The organism is Variovorax sp. WS11 (genome assembly GCF_010499245.1).
Taxonomy (GTDB): Bacteria; Pseudomonadota; Gammaproteobacteria; order Burkholderiales; family Burkholderiaceae_C; genus Variovorax.
In genome coordinates this window covers 82,910-104,999 of record NZ_JAAGOW010000002.1, presented here as the reverse complement: position 1 = coordinate 104,999, position 22,090 = coordinate 82,910, and the positions used below count along the sequence as shown (strand labels likewise).

16 protein-coding genes and 2 pseudogenes are annotated in these 22,090 nt (G+C 67.1%); 3 read left to right on the top strand and 15 right to left on the bottom strand.

The window, feature by feature from the left end; translation table 11 throughout:
- Positions 1–53: 53 nt before the first annotated feature.
- The 3 genes from GXN78_RS40875 to GXN78_RS20995 all read right to left on the bottom strand — a co-directional run bounded on the left by GXN78_RS40875 (position 54) and on the right by GXN78_RS20995 (position 5,117).
- Positions 54–2,609, bottom strand: a complete 2,556-nt coding sequence (locus GXN78_RS40875) for a hypothetical protein (RefSeq protein WP_181360711.1) — start codon at positions 2,607–2,609, stop codon at positions 54–56.
- 630 nt (positions 2,610–3,239) lie between these two features.
- Positions 3,240–3,929, bottom strand: coding sequence for a hypothetical protein (locus GXN78_RS21000; protein WP_146163233.1), 690 nt, complete (start codon positions 3,927–3,929; stop codon positions 3,240–3,242).
- A 57-nt stretch (positions 3,930–3,986) separates the two neighbouring features.
- Positions 3,987–5,117: a hypothetical protein gene (locus GXN78_RS20995; protein WP_164255600.1), complete on the bottom strand. Its 1,131-nt coding sequence runs from the start codon at positions 5,115–5,117 to the stop codon at positions 3,987–3,989.
- 983 nt (positions 5,118–6,100) lie between these two features.
- Here GXN78_RS20995 and GXN78_RS41340 point away from each other — a divergent pair.
- Positions 6,101–7,378: pseudogene (locus GXN78_RS41340) on the top strand (IS1182 family transposase).
- Positions 7,379–7,465: 87 nt separating this feature from the next.
- Here GXN78_RS41340 and GXN78_RS20980 read toward each other — a convergent pair.
- The 8 genes and pseudogenes from GXN78_RS20980 to GXN78_RS20945 form a co-directional block, all read right to left on the bottom strand.
- Positions 7,466–8,742, bottom strand: a pseudogene (locus GXN78_RS20980) (IS256 family transposase).
- Positions 8,743–9,137: 395 nt separating this feature from the next.
- Complete coding sequence (locus tag GXN78_RS20975; protein WP_106554162.1) at positions 9,138–9,641, bottom strand: hypothetical protein; 504 nt, start codon at positions 9,639–9,641, stop codon at positions 9,138–9,140.
- Positions 9,642–9,983: 342 nt separating this feature from the next.
- Positions 9,984–10,832, bottom strand: a complete 849-nt coding sequence (locus tag GXN78_RS20970) for a proteasome-type protease (protein WP_106554387.1) — start codon at positions 10,830–10,832, stop codon at positions 9,984–9,986.
- Positions 10,833–10,837: 5 nt separating this feature from the next.
- Entirely contained in the window at positions 10,838–13,462 is a 2,625-nt protein-coding gene (gene mutS / locus GXN78_RS20965) for a DNA mismatch repair protein MutS (RefSeq protein WP_106554163.1), read from the bottom strand.
- A gap of 82 nt (positions 13,463–13,544) precedes the next feature.
- Complete coding sequence (locus GXN78_RS20960; RefSeq protein WP_106554164.1) at positions 13,545–13,877, bottom strand: XRE family transcriptional regulator; 333 nt, start codon at positions 13,875–13,877, stop codon at positions 13,545–13,547.
- A gap of 150 nt (positions 13,878–14,027) precedes the next feature.
- Complete coding sequence (locus GXN78_RS20955; protein ID WP_106554165.1) at positions 14,028–14,543, bottom strand: hypothetical protein; 516 nt, start codon at positions 14,541–14,543, stop codon at positions 14,028–14,030.
- A 117-nt stretch (positions 14,544–14,660) separates the two neighbouring features.
- On the bottom strand, positions 14,661–15,494 hold the full coding sequence (locus tag GXN78_RS20950) for a siderophore-interacting protein (protein ID WP_106554166.1): 834 nt from the start codon (positions 15,492–15,494) through the stop codon (positions 14,661–14,663).
- A gap of 5 nt (positions 15,495–15,499) precedes the next feature.
- Positions 15,500–16,057, bottom strand: a complete 558-nt coding sequence (locus tag GXN78_RS20945; protein WP_106554167.1) for a PadR family transcriptional regulator — start codon at positions 16,055–16,057, stop codon at positions 15,500–15,502.
- 71 nt (positions 16,058–16,128) lie between these two features.
- On the opposite strand from GXN78_RS20945, the gene GXN78_RS20940 reads away from it, so the two are divergent.
- The gene (locus tag GXN78_RS20940) at positions 16,129–17,106 is read left to right on the top strand and encodes an AraC family transcriptional regulator (protein ID WP_106554168.1); all 978 of its coding nucleotides are present in this window, start codon (positions 16,129–16,131) and stop codon (positions 17,104–17,106) included.
- A gap of 13 nt (positions 17,107–17,119) precedes the next feature.
- Here the strand turns inward: GXN78_RS20940 and GXN78_RS20935 are convergent, their stop codons facing one another.
- Genes GXN78_RS20935 through GXN78_RS20925 form a run of 3 tightly spaced genes read right to left on the bottom strand, consistent with a single transcriptional unit; the run spans position 17,120 to position 20,410 of the window.
- Positions 17,120–18,436: a sulfatase-like hydrolase/transferase gene (locus GXN78_RS20935; RefSeq protein WP_106554169.1), complete on the bottom strand. Its 1,317-nt coding sequence runs from the start codon at positions 18,434–18,436 to the stop codon at positions 17,120–17,122.
- Between the two features lie 10 nt (positions 18,437–18,446).
- Complete coding sequence (locus GXN78_RS20930; protein ID WP_106554170.1) at positions 18,447–19,415, bottom strand: Bug family tripartite tricarboxylate transporter substrate binding protein; 969 nt, start codon at positions 19,413–19,415, stop codon at positions 18,447–18,449.
- A gap of 11 nt (positions 19,416–19,426) precedes the next feature.
- The gene (locus GXN78_RS20925; RefSeq protein WP_106554171.1) at positions 19,427–20,410 is read right to left on the bottom strand and encodes a tripartite tricarboxylate transporter substrate binding protein; all 984 of its coding nucleotides are present in this window, start codon (positions 20,408–20,410) and stop codon (positions 19,427–19,429) included.
- Positions 20,411–20,526: 116 nt separating this feature from the next.
- Between GXN78_RS20925 and GXN78_RS20920 the strand changes: the two genes are divergently transcribed.
- Positions 20,527–21,024, top strand: coding sequence for a MarR family transcriptional regulator (locus tag GXN78_RS20920; protein WP_106554172.1), 498 nt, complete (start codon positions 20,527–20,529; stop codon positions 21,022–21,024).
- Positions 21,025–21,059: 35 nt separating this feature from the next.
- On the opposite strand, the gene GXN78_RS20915 is transcribed toward GXN78_RS20920, so the two are convergent.
- Entirely contained in the window at positions 21,060–22,055 is a 996-nt protein-coding gene (locus GXN78_RS20915) for a tripartite tricarboxylate transporter substrate binding protein (protein ID WP_239142838.1), read from the bottom strand.
- Positions 22,056–22,090: the final 35 nt, after the last annotated feature.

Here is a 22,090-nt window from a genome sequence, read left to right as displayed (position 1 = left end):
ATGCGTCGCATGCATCGGCGGCTGCTGTCCTTGGTGGCTACGGGCTCAGCGCGTCACGGCACGTTCGACGCGTGCACCGCGAACGGCTTGAAGGGCAGGGCCAGCTTGCCGGCGTACTCACCGTTGGATGCAAGCGTCGGACAGGCACCCGCCGCGGAACAGAAGTTGGTGTCCGGGTAGACCAGGTCGCCGAAGCGGTAGTTGTCGATGCTCTGGCCGCTGTAGTTCGCCACGCTGACGATGTTGCCCCGCGTGGAGTAGTTGTCGGACATCGTCACCATGATCGGGTCGACGCGGGAGTCTTCCATCGTGCGCAGGATGGTGCCGCTGTTGCCGTCGCCGGCGAACTTCACCCAGCCCCACTTGCGATTGGCCCGATCGGTGAAGATCAGCATCGTGTTGAGGGTATCCGTCTGGTTCGGGTAGTCCTTGGCCGCCGCCAGGTGCGTGACGTTGCTGCCGAGTCCTGTCACGACGCCGACTTCCGCGATCTCGGCGGGCGCGCCGGCCGCCGGCTTGGGCCCCTGCACATACGCCCCCAGGGCGTACATGTGCAGCTTGCCGTTCTCCGTGGCAACCCATGCGCGTGGGTAGTGCGGATTCGATTCCCAGTACATGTCGTTCGGCGGCGCCATGCGACGGCGATCGTCCTTGCTCCAGTGGCTGTAGGTCGAGGTCGTCAGCACGCTCGTCGGCTTGTCGGCCAGCGTGATCGTCTTGATGACCGTCGGTGTGGCCTGCGGACGATCTGCGAGCAGGTAAGGCCACTGGGTGGAGGCGAGTCCGACGTTCTGTGTCTCCAGGTTGCTCGCGGCGCTGCCCAGGTACATCTCGTTCGTGTACTTGAAGAGCGGGCCGAGGTCGAGGAAGGCCACGGTCTTCTCCGACTTCGAGGCCACCACGGCCACGCCGCCCTTGGCGTACTTCTCGTAGTACTCGCCGCCGGGCAGGAGCCTGGCCCGGTTGCTGGCCATCGGCGAGGCTTCCTTGGCCATGCCCGACAAGCCACCGTTGCCGGTGTACACGACGGCCGCATACGGGTGCATGCCGGTCGTCACCTTGATGGATGTCGGCGCCGTCATGTTGGCAGGCAGATCGACGTAGCCGAGCACCTTCATGAAGATGTAGTTGCCCTGGTTGAAGAAGCCGGGATGCACCATGTCCATCCAGTCGTGCCACCAGTCGTACTTGGGACCATTGAGCGTGCAGCCCTGGCAGCTGCCGCCGAGCGAGATCACGGCGACCTGGCCCTTGCGGTTGAGGGTGTCCCACACGGTGACGAAGGCGAACTCGCCGCCCCCGGTCACGGAAATGGCGGTCGGCACCTTGCCGAGGGCGAGCTTGACGCTGGCGCGGTTCTGCGCGGTGTAGGTGCCGACCGTGAAGATCGTCGCCGCCTTCGTCGGGCTGCCTTGCGTCGCAATCAGTGAGAGGCGCGTCGATGGGCTGTCCGCTGCGTTCTCGCCGCGGTCTTCGACGATGGGCAGGTCTGCGGGGTCGTTCGGCGACAACACGCCCGAGGCGTAGTACTGATCGATCGCGCTCGGCAGCAGTCGCCGGTCTTGCCACAACAACTGCGGGCGTTGCATGAAGGTCACGCGGTCGGTCGCCTGCGTCTGGAACCATCCCAGCGCGTTCGACAACGAGCTCCCGCTGGCGGGCGTGCCAATCGCCGCGCCATGAATGCTCACGTAGTAGTTGTACGCGGCGTTGTTTTCCGCACCGAGCTGGTAGTAGAGATCGTTGCCTGGCCCGTGGTTGATCGCGCCCACGTCTGCTTGCAAAGGCAATGTGCCGACGCCGGTCTTGCTGGCCGCCGGCCCGAAGCGGTACGCAACGCCCTCCGGCAGGCCGAACTTGTAGGCGATGCTCTCGTAGGCGCTTGCAACGATCGCGCCGGAGCTGTCCACCACGTCGCCGGCGATGGGTAAGGGCGCGGGAGCAGGCTTGGGAATGGGATCAAGAGCAGGAGCAGGAGCAGGAGCAGGAGCAGGAGCGGGAGCGGGAGCCGGCACTGGAGCCGCAGCCGTCGCAGGGCCGGCCGAGATGCATGACTTCACCGTCATGACCGCAGGGTCCTTGCCGAAGAACGTGTTCGTGCAGGCCGCCGATCCGATGACTTCCTTGGTGACCCAGCGCGTGTCGGCGCCGTACTTCACCAGTGTCGCAACAGCCACCGTGAATGAGGCGCCTTCGGTGGCGAGCAAGGTTCCCGCGGCAGCGGGTTGCACATAGCACGCCTTCGCCACAAACGGCAGCGGGTCGCCGAAGGTGGCGTTGTTGCAGGCCACTGCGCCGGACAGCTGCTTGCTGGTCCAGGTCGAGTTCGCGCCGTATTGCACCACCGTCGGCGCGGCCAGGTTGAACCCCTGGTCCTCGTTGGCGACCTTGACCCAGCTCGCGTCGAGCAGCTTGCCGAGCGCTGCCTCCTTGTCTGCGGCGGGCTCGACTGCCGATGCAGTCGTCGTTGCAGCCGGCGAAGCTGTGGACGCATCCGCGCTTTGGGGGAGAGCGAAGCTGCCGCCTGAGCCGCTTCCGCCCCCTCCGCAGCCCGCGAGTGCGCCTGCTGCAACAAAAAGCAGAAGCGCGCTTTTGTTGATATTTTTCACACTGAATCTCCTGGTCGACCTGTGGACGAAAAAAAGAAATCCCTTGCGCCTGCAAAGGGCGCAAAAGAAATTGCTAAAGAAATTGCTGGAACGGGAGAGGCTGATCGCCCCGTGGGCTAGAGGGATGCGGCACGTTGTTCGTGCTCGACCCTGTGCGTGGTGTGGGGCCTGAGGCCCCCGGACATCGAACCCAACTGGACCGCGGCGACAGCCTTATCGTTCTTCAAAGAGAACGCCCACGTGTCGCCTTTCCTCGTCGCGGTGCCACTGCGATTCGATCGTCAGAGCTGCAACCGACTTACATCGGTTCTTTTGAGTACTTAGGTAAGCTGCATGTACTGCACGTCGTCTGGTGTTGCCCTTAATTTCAGTAAATTGCTGGATTGACGTTATTGTCGATTCAGCGATCTTCTTTGCGCGAAATCAAAGGCGGCAAGACAGGCACTTGTTCACGCCGTGGCCGCGGGATATCGAATAGCGGCCTGATGAAACAATTTCCTTAAGAAATTAGTTTAAAGACGTTGCGCCGCTTCCACGCGCCCAATGAATACTTAATTCCGATAAGTTGAAATAGCTAAAAAAAAGCCCCAGCCGAAGCTGGGGCCTTGGATTGGCGGTGAATTCAGCGCATCACGGCACGTTCGAGCTGTGTACCAACGTCGGCTTGAACGGCAACGCCAGCTTGCCGGCGAACTCTCCCAGGTATGTGTACGTCGGGCAGGCCCCCGCTTGGGTGCAGAAGCCGCTGCTCTTGTCGGGGTAGATCATGTCGCCGAAGCGGTAGTTGGCGATGCTCGCCCCCGCGTAGTCGGCAACCGTCAGGACGTTGCCCTGGGTCGAGTAGTTGTCGGCCATGGTGACCATGATCGGGTCGACCCGCGAGTCCTCCATCGTGCGCAGCACGCTGCCCGTGGTTGCGGTCTCGCCGGTGTTCGCGAGCTTGACCCAGCCCCAGCGGCGGTTGGCCCGGTCGGTGAAGAGGATCAGGTCGTTGATCGGATCGGCCACGCCACCGTAGTCCTTGGCGGCCGCCATGTGCGTGATGTTGTCCCCCACGCCCGTGACCGTGCCCACCTGCTGGATGTCCGCCGGCGCCGGCGTCGTCGGCTTGACGCCTGCGGCGTAGCGGCCGAGCGAGAACAGCTGCAGCTCCCCGCCCTCGACGGCGATGGCGGCGCGAGCGTATTGCGGCACGGTCTGCCAGAACGGGTAGTTGGGGATCCGCTGCTGCTCGTCCTTGCTCCAGTAGCTGCGGGTGGCGCTGGTCCAAAGGGCGGTCGGGCGCTTGGTCAGCGCGGAGGTCTTCACGACTGTCGGCATTGCCTGCGGCTTGTCAGCCAGCAGGTACGGCCACTGGTTGGCGGCCAGACCGACGTTCTACGTCTCCAGGTTGGAGGCGGCGCTGCCCAGGTACATGTCGTTCGTGTACTTGAAGAGCGGGCTCAGGTCGATGAATGCCGCCCGCTTCTCGCTCTTGGAGACCACCACGGCAACGCCGCCCTTGGCATAGCGCTCGTAGTCCTCGCCGCCCGGCAGCATCTTCGCCCGGTTGTTCGCCATCGGCGAGTTCAGCATCTGGAAGTTGGAGATGTTGCCGCTGGCGTCGTACTTCAACATCGACGTGTAGGGGTGAATGCCGGTGGTCGCGGCGATGGCGGTGGGCGCCTTCATGTCCGAAGGCAGATCGACGTAGCCGATGACCTTCATGAACACGTAGTTGCCCTGGTCGGGGAAGCCCGGGTGCATCATGTCCATCCAGCCGTGCCACCAGTCGTAGCGGGCCTGTCCCGGCTTCCAGTCTTGCGGGGCCGAGCCGAGGGAGACGATGGCCACCTGCCCCTTTGTGTTCGGCACGTCCCATCCTGACACCAGGGCGAATTCTCCACCCCCGGTGACCGTGACGGCGGTCGGCACGAAGCCGAGCTTGAACGAGGTCGAGGCCCGGTTCTGTGCAGTCAGAGTGCCCACCGTGTACAGCTTGGCCGGCTTGGTCGGGCTGCCCTGGGTACACACCAAGGACAGACGCGTGGCGGGGGAGTCCGCCGCGTTCTCGCCGCGGTGCTCGCACACCGGGAGGTCGGCCGCATCGTTCTTCGCCAGCACGCCCGTGGAAACGTAGTCGTCGATGGAGGTCGGCAGTAGCCGACGCTGCTGCCACAGCAACTGCGGGCGCTGCTGGAAGGTGCGCCGGTCGGTGGCCGAGTTCTGGAGCCAGGCCACGGAGCTCTCTACGCTCTGGCCGGAGGTGGGAACGCCGATGGCGGCAGCGTGGATCGACACGTACATGTTGTTCGTCGAGTCCTCGCGGCCCAACTGGTAGACCGAGCCGATGCCGCTCATCGTGCCGACGTCCGCGCGCTCTTGCAGTGTCTGCACGCCGCTCTTGATCGCGGGCGTCCCGTACTTGTAGATCACGCCCGCGTCGGAGTTGAACTTGTAGGCCATCGCCGCGTAGGCGCTGGGTACCACCGTGCCGGCGCTGTCCACGATGTCGCCAGAAAGGGGCACTGCCAGGTGCCGGGGCCGGGGCCGGGGCCGGGGCCGGGGCCGGGGCAGGAGCCGGGGGCAGGAGCAGGAGCAGGAGCAGGAGCAGGAGCAGGAGCAGGAGCAGGTGCAGGAGCAGGTGCAGGTGCAGGTGCAGGTGCAGGTGCAGGTGCGGGCGCCGGGCGGGAGCAGGGGCAGTGGCGGGGGGGCCACAGCGACGCATGACTTCGCTGTCATGAACGCGGGGTCGGTGCCGAAGAATGCGTTCGTGCAAGCGGCTGTTCCAGTGACAGTCTTGGTGACCCAGCGAGTGTCGGCGCCGTACTTCACGAGTGTCGGGGCAGGCACCGTGAACGAGGAGCCTTCCTTGGAGAGCACGGTTCCTGCTGCTGGGCCAGTGGCCGGTGCGGGAGCCGGAGCCGGTGCGGGAGCCGGAGCAGGGGCAGGAGCGGGCGCAGGCGTTTGCACATAGCACGCCTTCGCCACAAACTGCAGCGGGTCGCCAAAGGTGGCGTTGTCGCAAGCCACCGTGCCGGACAGCTTCCTGCTGGTCCAGGACGAGTTCGCGCCGTATTGCACCACCGTCAACGTGGCCAGGCTGACTGTCTGGCCTTCGTTGGCGACCTTGATCCACGAGGCGTCGAGCTTGCTGAGCGCCTCTGCCTCCTTGTCCGCGGCCGGCTCGACTGCCGATGCGGCTGTAGCGTCAGCTGACGCAGCAGCTGTCGAAGCCGGCATGGCATCCGCGCCTTGCGATGGGACGAAGCCGCCGCTCGGGCCGCTCCCTCCACCCCCGCAACCCGCGAGCGCTCCTGCTGCAACCAGTAGCAGAAGGGCGCTTTTGTCTATCTTTTTCAAGCTGTGTCTCCTAGTAGAAAAAATGAAAAAAAAGTCTCCCTGCGCCATGCGGAGGCGCAAAGAACTTGGCGAAGAAAACTTGGAAGGGGGCTAGGAGCCTGCGCGGCAGAAGCGTGACGAGCGCGCAGATGCTTGATAGATTTGGGCGCATGCCCATCAGCTACCTGCCCTACGAGCCTCAGCAGCAAAGACTGCTTCCTGACGCACTTCAAGACTGGCTGCCCGAAGGGCACCTGGCGTACTTCATCAGCGACAGCGTCGACAGCCTGGATCTGAGCGCCTTCCATGCGCGATACGCCAAGGGTGGGCCGCGCAATCAGCCGTTCCACCCGGCCATGATGGTCAAGGTGCTGATCTACGGCTACGCCACCGGCACCTTCAGTTCGCGCAAGCTCGCGGCCAAGCTGCACGAAGACGTTGCGCTGCGGGTGTTGGGTGCAGAGAACTACCCGGCGCACCGCACGCTCTCGGACTTCCGGGCACTGCACCTGGAGGAACTGGCGGCGTTGTTCGTGCAGGTGGTGCGCCTGGCGCGCGAGTGCAGCCTGGTCAAGCTGGGCACCGTGGCGGTGGACGGCACCAAGCTCAAGGTCAACGCGAGCCGCCACAAGGCCGTGAGCTATGACAGGATGGTCAAGGCCGAGGGCGAACTCAAGGCGCAGATCGATGGCTTGCTCAACCGAGCGTGTGCCGCCGACGACCTGGAGAAGAACGAACCCGACCTGGACATCCCCGGGGGAGATCAAGCGCCGTGAGGACCGGCTCAAGGCGATCACCGAGGCCAAGCTGCGCCTGAGCAACGCCAGCGCGAGGCCGATGCGGCCCGCGGGCGCAGCGCCGACGACGAGCGCAAACCCGTGACAAGGACGGCAAGCCCAAAAGGCGGGCGCTACAAGCGCGACTTCGGTGTTCCCAAGGACAGCGCCCAGGAGAGCTTCACCGACACGGACAGTCGGATCATGAAACGCTCAGGTGGCGGCTACGACTACGGCTACAACGCCCACACCGCGGTGGACGAGGCCGCGCAACTCGTGGTGGCCGCGGAGCTGAGCAACAACGCCGCCGACAGTGACCGCCTGCCGGTGCTGTTGGCGGCGGTGAAGGCCAACCTGGGCGAGGACGCCCGACAGGTGCTGGCGGATGCGGGATTCCGCTCGGAGGCCGTGTTCGAGCAGCTCAAGGACAGCCCGAGCGAGCTGATCGTGGCATTGGGCCGAGAGGGCAAGCAGGCGCTGGACATCGACGCCGAACAATACCCGCGCACTGCAGCGATGGATGCCAGGCTGAAGACGCCACCAGGCCAAGCGGCCTACCGCAAGAGGAAGTGGATCGTGGAGGCGCCCAACGGGTGGATCAAGAGCGTGCTGGGCTTCCGGCAGTTCAGCCTGCGGGGAGTTGTCAGGATTTTTGTGTTCGAGGCCGGTTGATTGATTTGTTCTCGATTGTTTTTTCTTATGTCTTCAGGCCCCCGCCAGGCCGCCGGAGGCGCCCCGGTTGAGCCATGTATTCATGGTTCAACCTCCTGATTTTGCGTTGCCTTGGGCCGCGTGCGTGAAGCGCTCTTCGTAGAGGATCGCGAATTGATTCATCGCCTCCTTCCAATTGTGCGCCGCGCGCCCCCAGTCGGTCGTGATGTTGCGCAACGCCAGCCAGATCAGCTTGGAGGCCGCGTCATCACTGGGGAAGTGGCCGCGCGACTTGATGATCTTGCGCAACTGCGCGTTGATGCTCTCGATGGCATTGGTCGTGTAGATCACCCGGCGGATGGACGGCGGAAACGCGAAGAACGGAATCACCCGATCCCACGCACGGCGCCAAGCCGCGACCACGGTCGGGAACTTGATACCCCAGGGGCCTTGAGCAAAGGCATCGAGTTCGGCCTCGGCCGCTTCGGCGCTCGCGGCCGTGTAGATTGGCTTGATCGCCGCGGCCAGCAGCTTGCGGTCCTTCCAGCTCGCGTAGTCCAGCGAGTTGCGTATCGGGTGCACGATGCAGGTCTGCAACGTGGTAGCCGGATACACCGCCGCCAGCGCCTCGGGCATGCCTTCAAGCCATCGGTGACGGCGATGAGGGATGTCACCACGCCGCGGGTCTTCAGGTCGTTGAATACCTTCATCCAGAACTTGGCGCCCTCGGTGCCTTCGATCCATTGCGGCCGAGGATGTCGCGCGTGCCATCGGGCAGCACCCCCAAGGCCAAGTAGATGGCCTTGTTGCGCACCACCGCGTCTTCTTTGATCTTCACGCGCAAGGCGTCGAAAAACCACCGGGTACATCGGCTCCAGCGGCCGGGCCTGCCAGGCTCCGACCTCGGCCATGACGGCGTCGGTGACCGAGCTGATGAACTCGGGCGACACCTCCACCGCGTAGCTCTCCATCAAGAAGCCCTGGATCTCGCGCATGGTCATGCCGCGCGCGTACATGGCCACGATCTTGTCGTCGAAGCCGGTGAACCGGCGTTCGTGCTTTGGGATGAGCACTGGCTCGAAGGAGCCCTCGCGGTCGCGCGGCACCTCGATGCGAAGTGGCCCGTCACCGGCCAAAACCGTCTTGGCACTCCTGCCATTGCGCTGATTGCCACCGCTGGCCTCGGGCTTGCTCGCGCCGCTCGGGTAGCCCAGGTGGTGCGACATCTCGGCACCCAGGGCGCGCTCGATCAGCGCCTTCTTGAACGCGGCCGTCGCCTCATTGACTGCGTCACCGGTCATGGGGCCGGTGACGAACTGGTCAATCAACTCCTTCGGAATCGACGGCAGCGCCGCCATCTTGGCGGCGATCGCCGCGTTCTTCATCTTCGTCTTGCTTACTGGCATACATGCTCCTGGTCGTCATGCTATGCCTCGAACACAAAATTTTTGACAGGCTCGCCTGCGGGGATTGAACAAGGTCAAGGCCGAGTTCAAGCTCGTGTGCCTGGCGCTGAACCTGCGGCGCATGAGCACCTTGATGGTCAGATAAGCCCACAGTGGGGGCACACGCGTGCCCCTCGCCTCTGGCAGGCCAAATAGACCCTGTCCGGGAGCTTCAGGAACAGCCAAGGCGCAGCGCCAACCCTTCCTCGCCGTGCACGAACTCAACGCGGGGCTCACCTCCGCGCAGAAAAACTTCTGCCGCGCGGACTCCTAGTCCCGGAGAGGGGCTAGTGGGAAGGCCTCACGGGCCTCTGCGAATCGATGGCTTCCGCCTGCTAGGCGGCGACTGCATCGAACAGGTTTCGAAGCTTCATCTTGAAGCTCATGCCGACCGATGCGCCCCTTGGCGGCACTGGCGCGGCAGCAGGGCGGCAGGCTCGCGTAGGTGCCCACATGTCGTCCGGGGAGGTCGGTGCAGCATCGCTTGCCTGGGGGGCAGCCAGCATCACGGAAGCCAGGAAGGCCGACTGGCCGGCCGCCTTGGACGCCGCGCTCAGCGAGCTCCAGTTCGCCGGGCGGGTGTCCGCCGGAAGTACGTCGAGGTGGCTCAGCAATGAGCGGGTCACCTCCAGCAGCGCACTCGCGGAGGTCAGGCAGAAATACACCGCCGACGGCGTCGGTGCCTGCCGGGCGCCCGGCTGTTCGTAAGGTGCTGCGGAGAATTCGTCGCGCGGCAGGCATTGATGCGCCCTGGCAGGCGCTTCGAGCGCTGAGAGCAACTGGTCGATCTCGTGCAATGCGCGCTGCATGAGTTCGGTGTCGAGTGTCGTGCTTGTCACGGCGAAGCTCCTGAACGGATGCGAGACGACTCTGGAATCTGGCCTCGGGATCGGTCTCGCTCGATCACCGGCTTGACTTCAGTGTTGTCTTTCGCTCGTCAGGTCGATAGGCCCGGAGGAGCCAAGTCGCCGCCGCGCGGTGGCTCACGGCGCGGAGTGCTGGGTGTGGCCCGCTTCAGGCCGCGCGCCGGCTCCGCGTGCGTGCCCGGTTCCTGGCGAATTGCTGCGTGCCTGCCCAGGTTAGCTGTCGTGGATCATGTGTTCATTGACAGCTTGGGCCATTGGCCCGCCATCGTTGATCCCGGTGCGGATTAATCCTCTCGCAGCCGGCTCGTCAGCCGATCAGATGAGCTTTTCTTCCGGCGTCGAGATCTTGCGCAGCGGGCTGTGGCGCGTGGCCGGCATCTTGAGCGGATGCTCGGCGTAGGTGTCGTCCCAGACCGGGTCCTCGATGCTGTCGAAAACCTCGCGCAGCTTCTGGCCCCAGCTGTTGTGAACCATGCGGTAGTACGGGTTGTCGGCGTCGATGCAGACCACCTTGTCGGTCTGGAGGCGATTGGCCTCGTACACCACCAGGTCCAACGGCAGGCCAACCGAGAGGTTGGACTTCATGGTGGAGTCCATCGAGACCAGGGCGCACTTGGCGGCCTCGTCCAGCGGAGTGTCGGGCGTCAGCACGCGGTCGAGCACCGGCTTGCCGTACTTGGACTCGCCGACCTGGAAATAGGGCGTTTCGGTGGTCGCTTCGATGAAATTGCCGGCTGCGTAAACCAGGAACAGGCGCATGCCTTCGCCCTTGACCTGCCCGCCGAAGATGAAGGAGACGTTGAACTCCAGGCCGGCGTGCTTGAGCGCCTCGGCGTCGCGGTCGTACACATGGCGCACGGCCGAGCCCAGCACGCGCGCGGCGTCGAACATGCTCTTCGCGTTCCAGATGGTGATGGGCTGGCCGTCCTCGCCGTCCTCGCCCGTTTCGCGTACCTCGCGCAGTTCCTCGATCTGCAAAATCTCGCGCACCGATTGCGAGATGCTCAGGTTGCCTGCCGACAGCAGCACCATGACGCGGTCGCCCGGCTGCTCGTAGACGATCATCTTGCGGAAGGTGCTGATGTGATCCACCCCCGCGTTGGTCCGCGAGTCGGAGAGGAACACCAGGCCGGCGTTGAGTTTGATGCCTACGCAGTAAGTCATGGGGTTCATCCGTGCTCGCGCGCGTGGAGTTTCTTCAAGGTATAGATCGCTTCGAGCGCCTCGCGCGGGCTCAAGGTGTCGGGATCGAGCGCGGTCAGCGCGGATTCTACGGCGCTCGCCGGCGGCGCCTCCACCGCGGGCGGCGGCGCGAACAGGTCGACCTGGGCGCGAGCCTGCTGCTGCTGGGCCTCCAGGGCCTCGAGCGCCTGGCGCGCATGGTTGACCACCGCGGCCGGCATGCCGGCCAGGCGCGCGACCTGGATGCCGTAGCTCTTGCTCGCCGGCCCCGGCTGCATCTCGTGCAGGAACACGATGTCGCGCCCCGCCTCGGTGGCGCTGACGTGCATGTTGACCGCGCCATGGTGCGTGGCCGGGAACTCGGTCAGCTCGAAGTAGTGGGTCGCGAAGAGCGTGAAGGCGCGCGTGCGGTCGTGCAGCTGCGCCGCGATGCCGGCGGCCAGCGCCAGGCCGTCGAAGGTGCTGGTGCCGCGGCCGATCTCGTCCATCAGCACCAGCGAATGGGCGGTGGCGCCGTGCAGGATCTGCGCGGCCTCGGTCATCTCCAGCATGAAGGTCGACTGCGCGTTGGCCAGGTCGTCGGCCGCGCCGATGCGGGTGTGGATGGCATCGATGGGCCCGAGCCGGCAGGCATCGGCCGGCACGTGCGAGCCGATGGAGGCGAGCAGCACGATGATCGCGACCTGCCGCATGTAGGTGGACTTGCCGCCCATGTTGGGGCCGGTGATCACCTGCAGGCGTTGTTGGGGGCCCATGCGCGTGTCGTTCGCAATGAACGCGCCCGATGATTTTTCGGCCAGCCGGGCTTCGACCACCGGATGGCGGCCCTTCTCGATCTCGATACAGGGGTGCGTCACGAAGGAAGGCGGCCGCCAGTGCAGCGTATGCGAGCGCTCGGCCAGCGCGCACAGCGCGTCGAGCGCGGCCAGCGCGCCGGCGAGCCGCGTGAGCGCAGCGACCGAGGGCTGCAGCGCATCGAGCAGCTGCTCGTAGAGCCATTTTTCGCGCGCCAGCGAGCGGTCCTGCGCCGACAGCGCCTTGTCCTCGAAGGTCTTGAGCTCGGGCGTGATGAAGCGCTCGGCGTTCTTCAGCGTCTGGCGGCGGCGGTAGTTGTCCGGCACCTTGGAGAGCGCGCTTTGCGTGACCTCGATATAGAAGCCGTGCACGCGGTTGAACTGCACGCGCAGGTTCGAGATGCCGGTGCGCTCGCGCTCGCTGGCCTCGAGCTGCACCAGGAAGGCGTCGCTGTTCTCGCTGATGGCGCGCAGCTCGTCGAGCTCGGCGTCGTGGCCGGTGGCGATGACGCCGCCGTCGCGCACCAGTGCGGAGGGCTCGGGGTGGATGGCCGCCACCAGCAGTTCCACGCAGCCGGGCGGCGGCGCGAGCTGCTCGGCCATTCGCGTGAGCAGCGGTGAGGCGTCGGGCAGTGCCGGTGCGAGCTCGTGCGCCTTGGCCAGCGCCATGCGCAGAGCGACCAGCTCGCGCGGGCGCACCTGGCGCAGCGCGATGCGCGCGGCGATGCGCTCCACGTCGCTGGTGTTCTTGAGGCGGTCGCGGAGCAGGCGCCACGGCGCCGCAGTGCTGCCCAGGGGAGCGGCCTGCAGCGCCGCGATGGCTTCCAGCCGCGCCTGCGCTTCGCTGCGGTCGCGGCGCGGCGCCAGCAGCCAGCGCTTGAGCAGCCGGCTGCCCATGCCCGTCATGCAGGTGTCGAGCAGCGAGAACAGCGTGGGCGAATCCTCGCCGCGCAGCGTCTGCACCAGCTCCAGGTTGCGGCGCGTGGTGGGCGGCAGCTCGATCAGCTCGCCGTCGCGCTCGACCGCGAGCCGCTGCACGTGCGACAGCGCGCGGCCCTGCGTGTGCTCGGCGTAGCCCAGCAGCGCGGCCGCTGCGGCGTGGGCATTGGCCAGCGCCTCCGCGCCCCATGCCGCCAGGCTGTTGCTGCCCATCTGCTCGCACAGCTTGCGCTCGCCCAGGCCGCCATCGAACTGCCAGGCCGGGCGCACCGAGAGCGTGAAGGCCGCGCCGTTGCGCGCTGCCTTCAGGCGCTGCTCGAAGCCGGGCGTGACCTCCGCGCTGTACAGCAGCTCGCTCGGCCCGACGCGCGCGATCCAGGCTTCCAGCGCATCGGCCGGGCATTCGGCCAGGCGCAGCTCGGCGCCGGTGACGCTGAGCCAGGCCAGGCCGCAGAAGTTGCGGCTGCCCGCATGCACCGCGAGCAGCAGCGAGTCGCTCTTGTCCTGCAGCAGCTCGACATCGGTCAGCGTGCCGGGCGTGACCACGCGCACCACCTTGCGCTCCACCGGCCCCTTGGCCGCGCCCACCTCGCCGACCTGCTCGCAGATGGCCACCGACTCGCCGAGCTTGATCAGCCGCGCCAGGTACGTGTCGACCGAGTGGAAGGGCACCCCGCACATCACCACCGGCTGCCCGGCCGACTGGCCGCGCTGCGTCAGCGTGATGTCGAGCAGGCGCGCGGCCTTCTCGGCGTCGGCGTAGAACAGCTCGTAGAAATCGCCCATCCGGTAGAACAACAGGGTGTCGGGATGGTCCGCCTTGAGAGCCAAGTACTGGCTCATCATGGGCGTGTGGGGCGCTGTCGCGGGGAGGGTCATCAGGGCAGTGGGTCGGTGCGAGGCCACAAAGGCGGCCGGGCCCGCATCATAAAGAACGGGCGCGGGTGTCTCGGGCCTCGCATCAGCCGATCGCGAGCCTGACGGGCTTGCCGATCCGGCTCAGCATTTCGACCAGCGTATCGATGGTGAATTTGGCCGTTTTCCTGTTGACCACGTCGGACACGCGGGGCCGCGACACCATGAGGATCTCGGCCGCGTCGGCCTGCTTCAGGTGATGGTCCGCGATCCAGTTGGACAGTTCGTCCATCAGTTGCTGTTTCAGGAGTCTCGTGTCATTGATCTGCTTGCGCGAGGCAGCGCGCAGGCGCTTGGCCTCTTCGGGTGAAAAGCCCAGCTCCAGAAACAGATTGGCCCCCGGCCGGGTTACATGGCGAATCTCGGTATCGGTCGTCATTTTCTTGTCCTTGCGGCGGCAACAACCGCTTCATCTGTACAAAATTTTATACAAAGGATGATGCAAGCGAGACGCCTCCGACACGTCGCCAAGGCGAGCGCGGCAGGCCGCAGAGCGAGAACGGGAAAAGGGGAAAGAGTCGGCGCGCAGTCAGATCTGCCCGCGCCGCCGCCGCGCAACGCGCACGGCATCCACCCAGGTGTCGATGTTGAAGCGCTGCCCCGACTCGGCGATGCGCGCCCCGGTGATCATGTGCAGGGGAATGCGGTAGGTGTCGCCGGGCAATTCGCTATGCCCGGTGAGGATCTTCTTCTGCAGGTCCAGGTGCTCGACCTGCATCGTGCACTCCGCCTTGCGGCCGTGCGGGTCGACGAAGCGCACGCGGATGCGCGGCTGCTCGTCGACGATGGAATGCTCGCCCTTGCCCTGGATGAACCACTCGGGCAGGGTGTCGGGCACCGAATCGCCGGCGTGGGTCAGTCCGCCGCGCACGGTCGGGATCTCCAGCGGCACGTGGCCGGAGCGAACCCGCGCCGCGGCGATGCGGCGCTCGGCCTCGCGCCGCTCGGAGACACGGTGCCAGGCGATCCACATGACGACGAACAGAAGCAGCGCGCCCGTCAGCAGTGCCAGCAGGAACTGCCATTGGGCAAGTCCGATCTCCATCTCTGAATCCCTCGCGGACGAATAGTCATTAAGTACTCAATTGAAATTCTGGTCGCGCGAGGAAGAGGTGTCAAACGGCGGCATGGCATAGCGCGTTCGGCCAGTTGCGCGGGCGCATCAATCCTCGATGGTGTCGTGCGCGGCCATGGCGCCGCGGCGCCAGTAGCCCGAGGCGCGGATCCACTTCGGGTTTGCGCCGCGTTCCGCGACCAGGTGGGCTCGCAAGGCCTTGGCGACGGCCGATTCGCAGGCGATCCAGGCATGGAAATCTCCTGCCGGAAGGGTGAGCGCGCGCAGTGCGTCGAGCAGGGCGCTGCCGGTGCCGGGCTCGGCGTTGCGCCGATGCACCCAATGCAGCATGAGGTCGGCCCGGGTCGGCAGCGGAATCTGGTCGGCCTCGTGGTCCACCTCCGCCAGCACCAGCACGCGCGCGCCTGCGGGCAGTTCGGCCAGGCGGCGCGAGATCGCGGGCAGTGCGGTGTCGTCGCCGATCAGCAGGTGCCAGTCGAAATCCGTCGGCACGATGAAGGAGCCGCGCGGCCCGCCCACGCCCAGCACGTCGCCCACGCGGGCCTGCTCGGCCCAGCGGGTGGCCGGGCCGGCCTCGTGCAGGGCGAAGTCGAAGTCGAGCGTGCCGGCCACCGCGTCGTGGCGGCGCGGCGTGTAGTCGCGCATGGCGGGCTTGGCGCCTTCGGGCCAGGAAGGGCCGTCCGGTCCGACCGTCGGCAGGAGCAGGGCGCCGGTCTTCGGATCGGGAAAGAAGAGCTTCGAATGGTCGTCGAAGCCGGGGCTGGTGAAGCCCGCGAGTTCCTCGCCGCCGAGCGTGATGCGCACCAGGTGCGGCGCCACGCGCTGGACGGCGCGCACTTCGAGCTTGCGAAAGCGCAACTCGTGGCGCACGCGGCGCGGCAGACGGTCGGGGAGGGAGGAGGGAGAGGGCAAATCAGTCATAGGGTTCAGATGCGTTCCAGTTGTTGAGCGGCGCTGTCGAGCACCGCGGCGAATTCGTGGGCTTGTTGTTCGGTGAGTGGTTCGCGCGCGAGGCGCAGGCGCATCGCGAGCTTGAGGTTCTCGATGGCGCGCACCACCTGCGGCGGCCGGCCGGCGCGCGGCCCGGCGCCGTCGACGCCGCCGCTCATGCGGGCCATCATCTCGTCGGTGATCTCGCGGTTGGCGGCGAGGAACTCGCGCCCGGCCTCGGTGATGGTGTAGCGCTTGCGGCTGCCGCCCTCGGCGGTGTCGACGCTGACATGGCCCAGTTCTTCGAGCAGCGTCAGCGTGGGGTAGACGATGCCCGGGCTCGGGCTGTAGCGGCCACCCAGGCGCTCCTCGATGAACTTGATCAGCTCGTAGCCGTGGCTGGGCTTGTTGGCGATCAGCTGCAGCAGCGCGAAGCGCAGGCCGCCGTGGCCGAAGATTCGGCCGCCGCCACCACGGCCACCGCGACCGCCGCTCAGGCCGTCGCCATGGTCGCCGCGGGGATGGCCGTGTGGAAAGTGTCGAAATGCTCGCATGAGGGTCGTTGGATGTGTATATCGGATTTAGAAAAGATATATCTAAATAGTGTCTTAGTCAAGGCGCGCGCATGGCCCTGCGCGCGGTGGGGTGGCCCGTGAATGGCCCTCGCCACACCTATGTCGCGCGCATCAACCGCGTGATCGACCACATCGACGGCCACCTGGCGGACCCGCTGGATCTCGCCACGCTGGCCGGGGTGGCGCATTTCTCGGCCTGGCATTTCCACCGCGTGTTCCAGGCGATGACGGGCGAGACCCTGGCCGACTGCGTGCGGCGGCGGCGCCTGGAGGTGGCGGCGGCGCGCCTGCTCGGCCTGCCGCCCGAGCCCGTGCTGGCCATCGCGTTGGACGTGGGCTTCGGCTCGGCGCCGGTGTTCACGCGCGCCTTCAGCGCGCGCTTCGGCGCGACGCCCACGGACTGGCGGCGCGGCGCCTTCCGCGGCTGGGCCGAGCGCCATCGCGTCGAGCTCAGCAAGATTCATCAAGCCGATCGCAAGTCGCAGCAAGCCGTGATGGCGGCCTTCCGCCAGGATGAGGGTTCCTGGCCCCAGGGCCATGTTCCCCAACCCGGAGACAGCGACATGAAAGTGGAACTCAAGACCTTGCCGGCGGTGCGCGTGGCCTACATGCGCCATGTCGGGCCCTATGGCGATTCGAACATCACGCGGCTGTGGCAGCGCTTCGCCGCCTGGTGCGGCGAACAGGGGCTGATGCAGCCGCGCCGCACGATGTACGGCGTGAGCCACGACGTCACGCCGCCCGCGCGCTGCCGCTACGACGCCTGCATCGAGGTCGACGAGGGCTTCCGGCCCGCGGGCGAGATCGGCGTGCAGACCTTGCCTGGCGGGCGCTATGCCCGCTGCGAATTCATCGGCCCGCCGACGGAGATCCACACCGCCTGGATGCGGCTGTGCGAATGGCTGCCGGACAGCGGCTGGCAGGCCGCCGACGGCGCGCCGCTGGAGGTTTACGGTCCCGACTTCGTGATGGACGAGAAGACGGGGGCCTTCAACTGCATGTTGTGCATGCCGGTGCGGCCGCTGTAGCGCGGTCTCGTGTTCAGCGCTGCGGCATGTCCTTGTACGAGTAGCCCAGGCTCACCGTCGCATCGTCCGGGATGGCAGGCATGCTCGCGTTCCATGCCTCCCAGGCCGTGCGCATCTTGGCCAGCCGCTCCGGCTCGCGGCCGGCCTGGTTGGCGCGCTCGCGCTCGTCGGCGGGGATGTTGAACAGGTACTCGTTGCCATCGACCTGCAGGTACTTCCAGTCGCCGTCGCGCAGGGCGCGCTGGCCGCGGTGGTTCATGCGCCAGTGCAGCGGGCGGCGGAAGCCTGTCGTCGCATCGCGCAGCACCGGCAGCAGCGACACGCCATCCAGCGGGTAGTTCGGATCGGCCTGGGCACCGGCTGCTTCGAGCATCGTCGCGGACCAGTCCATCGTCATGCAATGCTGGGCAGTTTCGCTGCCGGCGCGAATGACGGCGGGCCAGTGCGCGATCCACGGCACGCGGATGCCGCCTTCGGTCAGGTCCATCTTGCCGCCCACCAGCGGCCAGTTGTCGGAGAAGCGCTCGCCGCCGTTGTCGCTGGTGAAGACGACCAGCGTGTTGTCGGCGATGCCCCGCTTCTCCAGCGCGGCCATGATCCAGCCGATGCCCTCGTCCATGTGGTGGATCATGCGGCGGTAGACATGGATGTTGCCGCCGGCCAGGTCGAAGAGCTTGTTCTTCACCGCCGGCGCGCGGCTCTCGTCCTCGCGCGTTTCCCAGGGCCAGTGCGGCGCCGTGTAGTGCAGGCTCAGGAAGAAGGGGGCCTGCTGGCTCGCCATGCGCTCCACGTAGTCGACCGCACGGCGCGAGAGCAGGTCGGTGAGGTAGCCCTCTTCCTGCTTGTCTTCCTCGCCCGCCCACAGGTCGTGGCGGCCGGCCGAGTCGCAGTGCGTGAAGTAGTCGACCCCGCCCGACATCGGGCCGAAGAACTCCTCGTAGCCCGAGCGCAGCGGCCCGAAGGCGGGCGGAAAGCCCAGGTGCCATTTGCCGATCAGTGCCGTGCGGTAGCCCGCATCGCGCAGTAGCGAAGGCAGGGTGGGGTGCGCGGGCGGCAGGCCCAGCGTCGTGCTGCCGCGGCTCTTGCTGTTGATCGGCTCCTCCGCCGCGCCGCGCAGGCGGTACTGGTAGCGCGCGGTCATCAGCGCGAAGCGCGTGGGCGAGCACACCGGCGAGTTCGCATAGCCCTGCGTGAAGCGGACGCCCTTGGCGGCCAGGCCGTCGAGCACCGGCGACACGGGGCCGAAGGCGGCATCGCGCCCGCCGTAGCAGCCGAGGTCGGCGAAGCCGAGGTCGTCGGCGACGATGAAGATGATGTTGGGACGTTGCATGTGAGGGGGGTCAGGGTTGGTAGCCGGATTTCTGGACCACGGGTGCCCATTGCGCGCGGTAGGCCTTGAGCATGGCGGCGGTCTGCTCCTGCGTGCTGACGACCGGGCTCATCAGCGAATCCTTGAAGCGGCGGGCCGTGTCCGGGTCCTGCATGACCTCGCGGATGGCTTGTGCGTAGCGCGCGACCTTCTCGCGCGGCATGCTCGCCGGTGCGAAGAAGGCGTTCCAGCCCAGCGCGACGAGATCGAGCCCGGCCTCCTTGAAGGTCGGCACCTCGGGCGCGAAGGGCGAGCGCTTCGCGCCGGACATCGCGAGGATGCGCACCTTGCCGGACTGGTGCTGCGGGATGACCACGTCCAACGTGTCGACGGCAATCGGCACCTGCCCGCCGATCAGGTCGGTCAGCAGGGGCGCCGAGCCGCGGTAGCCGACCACCTCGGTCCGCACCTTGGCCTTCTCGCCCACCATCAGGCCGAAGAAGTGCGGCAGGCTGCCGGTGGCGGGCACGCCGACGTTGGCCTTGTCGGGATTCGCCCGCATCCAGGCCAGCAGGTGCGACAGCTCGCGCACCGGCACCGCGGTCGAGACCGACAGCGCGAACTCGTAGTCGTTGACATGCGAGACCGGCACGAAGTCGCGCTCGGCGTCATAGCCGTTGTCCTTGAAGACCAGCGGCGCCACCACCATCACGGCGGGGTTGGCCAGCATCAGCACGTTCTGGCCGGCGGGCGTGGCCTTGACCTGCTGGGCCGCGAGGCGCCCGCCGGCGCCGGGCTTGTTGTCGACGACCACCGGTACGCCGAGCTTGGCCTGGAGCTTGTCGCCCACGATGCGCGCCACGCGGTCGGTGGCGCCGCCGGGCGCGTAGCCCACGACGATGCGCAGCGGGCCGTCCTGGGCTTGGGCGAAAGCGGCGGTCGCCGCCAGCGCGCTGAGGGTGAGGATGCCGGCGAGGCGGCGCAGAAGATGTTGGAGCATGTTGTGCTTGTTCAGTCGTTGGCAGTGAAGTTCACGGCTCGCATGATGCCGCCCCAGCGCGCCGTGTCCTCGCGCATGGTCTTCAGCAGCGCCTCGGGTCCGTCGCCCACCGGGTACATGCCGTTCTGCAGCAACTGCTGGCGCACTTCCCGCGCATTGACCGCCCGGGTGAACTCGGCGCGCAGCTTGTCGACGATGGGCTGCGGCGTGTTGCGCGGGGCGTAGTAGGCGAACCACGCCGCGGCCACCACGTCCTTGTAGCCGGCCTCGACGAAAGTGGGCAGGCTGGGCATCAGCGGCGAGCGCTTGTCGCCGCTGGTGGCCAGCACCTTCACGCGCCCGGTGGCCTGCAGCTGGAGCGCGCCGCCCACGGTGTCGAAGTAGACCGGCACTGTGCCGCCCATCAGGTCCTGGCGCGCCGGCGTCGAGCCGCGGTAGGCCACGTGCACCATCTTCAACCCGGCGGCGCCGTTGAGCATCTCGCCGAGGAAGTGCGAGGGCGTGCCGGCGCCGTAGGAGGCGAAGCTCAGCTTGTCGCCCTGGGCCTTGGCCCAGGCGATGAACTCGGGCAGCGTGTTGACGGGCACGTCCTTGTGGACCACCAGCGCCAGCTCGAAGCGCGCCGCGTTGACGATCGGCACGAAGTCCTTGACCGGGTCGTACGAAAGCTGCCTGTAGGCATGAGGGTACATGGTCATCATGCTGGCGGTGCCGAGCAGCAGCGTGCGGCCGTCGGGCGCCGCGGTCTTCACCGCCTCGACCGCGATGCGGCCGGCAGCGCCGGAGCGGTTGTCGACCACCAGCGGGCCCAGCGAGTCGCGCACCTCGTGCGCGATGGCGCGCGTCAGAACGTCCTGCGTGCCGCCGGCGGGCACGCCGATCAGCACCTTGATCGGCTGGCCGGGCGTGAAGGCCTGCGCTTGCGCGAGCGGGGCGAGCGTTGCGGCGGCCAGGGCGGCGAGTGCGCGGCGGCGACGAAGGGTGAAGGTGTGCATGGGTGATGTCTCCGGTCTCTCTGTTCGTTCGGCCGCAGCCGTGCGGCGGCATCGATCGAATTTAGAGTCGGGGCATTCGATTGTTCAAATCAACCATTCCCCGGACTAACCACTAGATGAGCGACCCCGCGCGCAGATCCCTCGACGAGCTGCTGCTGTACCGGTTGTCCCGCCTCCTGTCCGTGGCGGGCAGCATGGTGATCCGCTTGTGTGAAGGCCGCTTCGGCATCACGCGGCGCGAATGGCGGCTGATTGCCACGCTGGCGAGCCGCGGCAGGCTGGGCTCCTCGCAATTGGCCGAGCATGCCCAGCTCGATCGGGCGCGTACGTCCAAGGCGGTGAGCTCCCTGGTCGAGAAAGGCCTGCTGTCGCGCACGCATCCGGCCGGCGACCGCCGGCAGGTGCTGCTGCAACTCACCGAGCGCGGGCAGACGGTGTACGACGAGCTGCACCCGCTGGTGACGCGCATCAACGCCGACCTCCTGGCTGCACTGGACGCCAACCAGGCGGCGTGCCTGGACGAGGCCCTGCGCCAACTGCAGGCGCGCGCCGAGCAGCTCGCCGGCGAGGCGGTGCTGCCGAAGGCCGACCGCGGCCGGCGCGGCGCGGGCTGAGACACTGTGCCGCTGGGGCTGCGTGTGCATCGGCGTCAGTCCAGCTTCATGCCGGTGGCCTTGACGATCCGGCCGTAGCGCGCGCGACTGGCGTCCAGGTGCTGCTGCGCGGCGGCGCCGGTTTCGCCCAGCGCCACCATGTCCAGCGCCGCCAGGCGGTTCTTGAGCTCCGGCAAGGCCAGTGCGGTTTGCAGCGCGCCGCGCAGGGTCTGCATCACCGGCTCGGGCGTTGCCGCCGGCACCATCGCGAGGTAGAGCACCTCGAACTCCAGGTCCTTGAGGCCGAGCTCGCCCACGGTGGCCACCTGCGGCAGCAGCGGCGAGCGCTGGCGGCCCGTGACGGCCAGCGCCCGCAGCTTGCCGGCCTGCAGCTGCGGCAGCAGGCCGGGCGTGGCGAGGATGCCGGCCTGCACCTCGCCCGACAGCAACGCCATAACGGCCGGCGCATTGCCCTTGTAGGGCACGTGCGTGATCTTCGCGCCGGTCGCGTTCGAGAAGATCTCGGCGGCGATGTGGCCCGGGCTGCCGTTGCCCGCAGAGGCGAAGGTGAAGGGCTGCGCCTTGCCCTGGCTGATGACATCGGGCAGCGTCTTCGCGTCCACCGAGGAGCCGACACCAAAAGCGAGGCCCGAGGAACTGAAGATCATCAGCGGCTTCAGGTCCTTCGCCGCGAAGGGCATCGTGGCGTAGAGATGCGGGTTGATGGTGAAGGTGGTGTCGATCGACAGCAGCACCGTGTAGCCGTCGGCCGGGCTCTTGGCCGCCGCGTCGGCCCCGATGTTGCCGCCTGCACCGGGCCGGTTGTCCACCACGAAGGGCTGCTTCAGATCCTTCTGCAGGGCGTCGCCCAGCGCGCGGCCGAGGATATCGAGCGGGCCGCCGGCCGGGAAGTTGGTGATGAACTTCACCGGCTTGGCGGGGTAGGCGGTGTCGGCATGGGCGGGCGGGCCGGCGAGCCCGAGGGCCAGCGTGGCGCAGGCGGCCGCGAGACCGAGTCGGCGCATCGCGCCGAAGGAAGCAGGGCGGTTCATGTGTTTGTCTCCGGGTTCGGGCGCCCGCACGCGGC